This window comes from Fibrobacter sp. (assembly GCA_012523595.1).
In the GTDB taxonomy this organism is placed as follows: Bacteria; Fibrobacterota; Chitinivibrionia; order Chitinivibrionales; family Chitinispirillaceae; genus JAAYIG01.
The window spans coordinates 1-5,788 of record JAAYIG010000239.1; the positions used below are offsets into that span (position 1 = coordinate 1).

Annotated in this window: 4 protein-coding genes; 3 read left to right on the top strand and 1 reads right to left on the bottom strand. The window is 43.1% G+C overall.

What is annotated here, in order from left to right; translation table 11 throughout:
- The first annotated feature begins 342 nt into the window (after positions 1–342).
- The gene (locus GX089_16620; GenBank protein ID NLP04120.1) at positions 343–1,080 is read left to right on the top strand and encodes a hypothetical protein; all 738 of its coding nucleotides are present in this window, start codon (positions 343–345) and stop codon (positions 1,078–1,080) included.
- Here GX089_16620 and GX089_16625 read toward each other — a convergent pair.
- Positions 1,065–2,138 carry a hypothetical protein gene (locus GX089_16625; GenBank protein NLP04121.1) on the bottom strand — a complete coding sequence of 358 codons (1,074 nt, stop codon included), beginning with the start codon at positions 2,136–2,138 and terminating at the stop codon, positions 1,065–1,067. The genes GX089_16620 and GX089_16625 overlap by 16 nt on opposite strands.
- A 384-nt stretch (positions 2,139–2,522) precedes the next feature.
- Between GX089_16625 and GX089_16630 the strand changes: the two genes are divergently transcribed.
- Both GX089_16630 and GX089_16635 read left to right on the top strand, forming a co-directional pair.
- Positions 2,523–4,322, top strand: coding sequence for a type IIA DNA topoisomerase subunit B (locus GX089_16630; protein ID NLP04122.1), 1,800 nt, complete (start codon positions 2,523–2,525; stop codon positions 4,320–4,322).
- The coding region (locus GX089_16635; protein NLP04123.1) for a DNA topoisomerase IV subunit A at positions 4,322–5,788 on the top strand (1,467 nt) is incomplete at its 3' end. The genes GX089_16630 and GX089_16635, both read left to right, overlap by 1 nt.

The window sequence follows — 5,788 nt, forward strand, 5'->3', positions numbered from 1 at the left end:
GTGTTGGTATCAATACCTATTTATGAAGTTTATGACACCAATATTAGTAAAAGTTTGTTTTTTCTGGCACAGATTGTGCTACAAGTATGGACCCCCAGAATAACTATCTGAATGACATTTATCACTCGCATGATCGCTTTTTTCGTGAATCGATGCAGGACATTGAAATCTGTAAGGAACTAGCCAGGCTTGTCCTGTCGATGAAAACCTCAAAGAATATCGATCTGATATTCTTTGCCGCACAAAACTCCTAAATACCGGTCAATGGGCATATCTTCTCTTTGAGTATAAGAGCTTTCCGGATAAAAAACACATATGCAGTTGTTACGCTATATGGTGTAGATCTGGGAAAGTTATAAGAAGCAATATGGAATTGGAGCATTACCTGTGGTGATTCCAATAATCGTGTATAATGGCAAAACACCCTTTGATTTCATCAATAGTATAGAGTCGCTGTTCGCAATAATAGAGGAGACCAGAGAGTTTGTTCAGGACTTTAGAAAAATCGTTCTGGATTTAACAGTACTTGAGCCTGAGACGATTGAAGAGGGTTCACCTTCAGCAGGTTACTGTGGAGGACCCTGTAAGTTAAAGATGCTTCTGTTGGCGTTGAAATATAGCAGAAGTCTGGAAGTGTTGAGTGTTTTACGCAAGATTATCAGGATATCAGAAGAGGCTCAAAGGATAAGAAAGTGGGAATGCGATTATCTGGAAGTAGTGTTACTCTACCTGGGTACAATGGTAGACGAAAGTATGGATAATCAGTTCAGGAGAATAATTGCCGAAGAGCACAGTGGTGGAGAGAAGTATATGGGAACAATTGCAGACAAATTGAACAGGCAGGAACGCTTGAAAAGAGAGAAAATCGAAGAAGAGTTGAGAAAGAAAGATATTGAGCTTGAGAGGAAAGATACCCAGCTTGACAAAAAGGAAGCCGAGCTTGAAAAGAAAGATAAGCAATTATATCTGGTAATACAAAAAATGTCAGAAAAAGGTTTAGATTTACAATTGATCGGGGAAATTACCGGCTTGAACACTGAGAAAATAGGAAGAATTTTGAGAAATCACCACTCCCGGTAAAGCATCTCCTGTGCTGCAGGTATAATCACCATCAGTGGAAGCGAATTAGGACACCTGCTCTGGCATACTCCGCATTTCACACACCTGTCCAGTCTTAATCCCTCCTCCCACTGTTTCTCCTGGAATGCCTTTTTAGCTTCAGCTATTTTCATGTATTTATAAATATTGTAGTAGGAGAGACAGGCTCCCAGATTCAACCCCTGCGGGCAGGGAGCACAGTAGCCGCACGATGTACATCGTGGCTCTTTTGTGTCAAGCATGGCGTCTGCCTCGGCAAGCACCTCTTCCTTTACAGGAACATTTCCCTCCAATTTGTCCAGGATACGACGGGCATACCGGACCTCTTCAACAGATGTAAACCCGACCAGAATATGTACCTCCGGAAGTGAAAAAAGATACCTGAACGCAAGTTCTTTTAACCTCTCATTCCCCGCGAGAAATCCTCCTGCAAGAGGATTCATGGCTATGACCCTGATACCGGTCTTTTTACAATAGTCAAGTATGCCCTCCCTGGTTCTGTTTACCACATTCAGTGGAATTGTCACAGTATCGAATTTACCGCTCTTTAAAAATTCCAGTATTGTCGGAGTATCCGCGTGAGTGGTAATCCCAAGATGTTTCCATTCTCCTTTCAGGCTCATTACTCCATCATACCAGCCGCCTGGTTTGAGCGCCTCATTCAACTGCTCTTTAGTATGAGTAGTCCACAGATGATAATAATCAAATGATTCAACTTTCTGCCTGCTAAGCGATTGATTGAACACCTGTTTAAGCTGTTCAATGGTGCGTACCCCGAATCCCTGTTCCGGGTTGAATTCCCCAAGAAGCAGTCCACCATTACCGGGGCTGCATTTGGCTGAAATCATTACCCTATCCCGGTAATCCCTGTAGTTTACAGCTTCACCAACCCAGCTTTCTGAGTTTTCATCAGCATTTTTATAGCAGTAGCAAGGGGAGGTGTCGATATAATTAAATCCAGAATCAATTGCTTCACGTATTGTGGAAACAGCAGATTCCCTGTCTTTAAACCGCATCGCCCCGATAATAATTTTGCTCATTTCCATATTTTTCCAATCCCATACTGTTACAAATGATCATTGAAAATAATTCAGGAACCATCTTCTTTGCCGTTTAGAGAAAAAGAAAGAAGAAAGTTTTTGCAAAGAATATAAAGAACTGATAAAGTCAGGAACCTGTTTAATTCAATCAGGCATGCAATACTAAAAGAATAAAATCGGTACAATTATTGTCTGTCTGAATCGCACTTATTACAACAAGCAGTTGTGGTGTGCATACTCCGGTTATACCATTATTTGTTATGGCTGACTTGTTTCCATTTTTTGATCTATGTATATTAAACCAATCTATGGCCGGAAATTCCTCTGGTTTGCCCCATTTTACCACTGTTCTGTGGCTGCCTTTATTAACGAGATACGAGTTTTATGAATAAGTACTCCTCAATACCTGTTTATGATGAAAGTAAAATAAAAACTCTCAGTTCCCTCGAACATATCCGTCTCCGTACAGGTATGTATATCGGAAGGCTGGGTGACGGGTCCAATCCCGATGATGGTATTTATGTGCTCTTAAAAGAGATTATCGATAATGCCATCGATGAGTATATAATGGGATTCGGCAAAAAAATCGAGATCAATATAAAAGACGATACCGTAAGTATCCGCGATTTCGGGCGGGGAATTCCGCTGGGTAAAGTGATCGACTGTGTCTCCACTATTAACACCGGAGCCAAATACAATGATGATGTCTTTCAGTTCAGCGTTGGTCTTAACGGTGTTGGTACAAAAGCTGTAAATGCACTTTCGAGCTTCTTCAAGGTAAAGGCTTTCCGTGGTGGAGAGTATTTTGAAGCCTGCTTTGAACGCGGTAAACTCAAATCAAAAAACAAAGGAAAAACATCGGAACCAAACGGCACCTTTATTCAGTTTTGCCCCGATCAGAACATCTTTGGTGAGTATACCTTCAATTTTGAATACGTGGAAAAAAGGCTCTGGAACTACGCCTACCTTAACTCCGGTCTCAGACTTATCTTTGCCGGCCAGAAGTTTGAGTCTAAAAACGGTCTGTATGATCTTCTGCAGAATGAAATCGGGGATAAAACCGTTTACAATATCGCTTACTATAAATCCAGGCAGCTTGAGTTTGCCTTTACTCACACTCAGTCCTATGGAGAGACCTATTTCTCTTTTGTTAATGGACAGCACACCACTGACGGCGGTACACACCTGAGTGCTTTCCGAGAGGGAATTCTAAAGGGTGTAAACGAATTTTTCAAAAAAAACTATAACGGTGTCGATGTCAGGGAGGGAATCGGGGGAGCTGTTGCCATCAAACTGAAAAACCCGGTTTTCGAATCACAGACTAAAAACAAACTTGGCAATACAGAAATCAGAGGATGGATCGTATCTGAAGTCAAATCCGGAGTGGTTGACTTTTTACACAAGAACTCCGAAGCCGCCCGTCAGCTCGAAAACAAAATAGTCCAGAATGAAAAACTGCGTACCGAACTTAATGCTGTCAAGAAAGAAGCCAAGGAAGCGGCAAAGAGAATAGAGATCAAAATTCCCAATCTTCGGGACTGCAAATACCATCTTCCCGACGGCGGCAGAGGAGAGGAATCGACAATATTCCTTACTGAGGGACAGTCTGCGGGAGGTTCTATTATCTCTGCGCGGGATGTGATGACCCAGGCTATTTTCACTCTGAAAGGAAAGCCGCAGAATGTGTTCGGACGTAATAAATCGGCTATCTACCAGAATGAAGAACTATACAATATGATGATGGCGCTGGGGATAGAGGATGGGATTGAGGGTCTGAGATACAACCGGATTGTACTTGCTACTGATGCTGATGTTGACGGGTTTCATATAAGAAACCTTCTGATGACTTTCTTTCTGAACTTTTTTGAAGAACTGGTAGTTTCCAATCATGTTTATATACTGGAAACTCCGCTTTTCCGGGTCCGTAATAAAAAAGAGACACGGTACTGCTACAATGAAAAGGAAAGGGATATCGCCGTAAGGGAGATAAAAGATCCGGAGGTGACCAGGTTCAAAGGTCTGGGTGAGATTTCGCCCAAAGAGTTCGGACAGTTTATCGGACCCGACATGCGCCTGGTGGAAGTCAATGTTAAAAATGTCAAAAATATTCCTGAAACACTGGATTTCTACATGGGAAAAAACACACCCTATAGACGGGAATATATAATGGAGAATCTGCTATAATGGCATATTTAAAACCTCTTTTCGATCTTAATTTTCTGGAATACGCTTCCTATGTTATAAAGGACAGGGCTATTCCGCATATAAACGACGGTCTGAAGCCGGTTCAGCGCAGAATTCTGCACACATTGTGGGAAATGGATGACGGGAAGTTTCATAAGGTCGCCAATGTGGTAGGTCAGTGCATGCGTTATCATCCCCACGGAGATGCATCGATCGGGGATGCTCTTGTGACCCTGGCCAATAAGGACCTTTTTATCGAAAAACAGGGAAATTTCGGAAACATCTACACCGGAGATCCCGCATCCGCAGTACGATATATCGAGTGCCGTCTTTCTCAACTGGCAAAAGATACCCTTTTTAACCCGGAAATCACCGAATTTATTGGTTCCTATGATGGACGTAATAAAGAACCTGTGACTCTTCCTGCTAAGATCCCTGTTCTCCTGGCACTTGGTGCTGAAGGAATAGCTGTCGGAATGGCCACAAAGATTCTTCCTCATAATCTTATCGAGGTGCTCGAAGCCGAAATTGCGTGCCTTCAGGATGAACAGCTTCTTCTTTTCCCGGATTTCCCTGGCGGGGGGTATGCCGATGTTTCCGAGTACAATGACGGGAACGGAAAAGTCCTTGTCAGGGCCAAACTTGACACAAGTGATCCGAAAAAAATTGTGATCCGTGAAATTCCCTTTGGTTCCACAACAGAATCTGTCATCTCTTCTATCGAAGCGGCTTCAAAAAAAGGAAAACTGAAGATCGCAGGAATCAGTGATTTTACTGCAGAAAACGTGGAAATAGAAGTACGGCTCGCCAGAGGTGTGCACACCAGTGATACTGTGGATGCGCTGTATGCCTTTACAGAATGTGAGAATTCTATTTCTGTCAATCTCATGGTGATCAAAGACGGCAAGCCGGTACAGATGAGCGCCTCTGATGTAATCAGGAAAAATGCACACCAGCTCGTAGAGATTCTCAAGGCGGAACTCAAACTGGAAGAGCGGCAGCTCAAAGACAAACTCCACGCCCGGACACTCGAACAGATCTTTATTCAGAATCGAATCTACAAGCGAATCGAGGAGAAAACAACAGCCGAGGCCGTTATTGAAGCGGTTCTGAGCGGACTGGAACCGTTCAAAGATGAAATAAAACGGGAAGTCACAGTGGAGGATGTTGAAACCCTGCTCAAGATTCCTATTCGCCGTATCAGCCTCTATGACATAAATAAGGCAAAAAAAGAGATGCAGGCGATAAAGGACCGGCTCAAAGAGATCCGTGAATCACTTGCCGGCATCATCGACTATTCTATAGGATTTCTCAATAAACTGATAGAGAAATATCAGGATCAGTACCCGCGCAGGACAGAACTTGTTTCTCTCAAAAAGGTGGATGCCAGGGATGCTGCCCAGCGCAATCTGAAGCTGCGCTACGACCGCGACACAGGCTATCTGGGCTATGAGGTAAACGGTAAC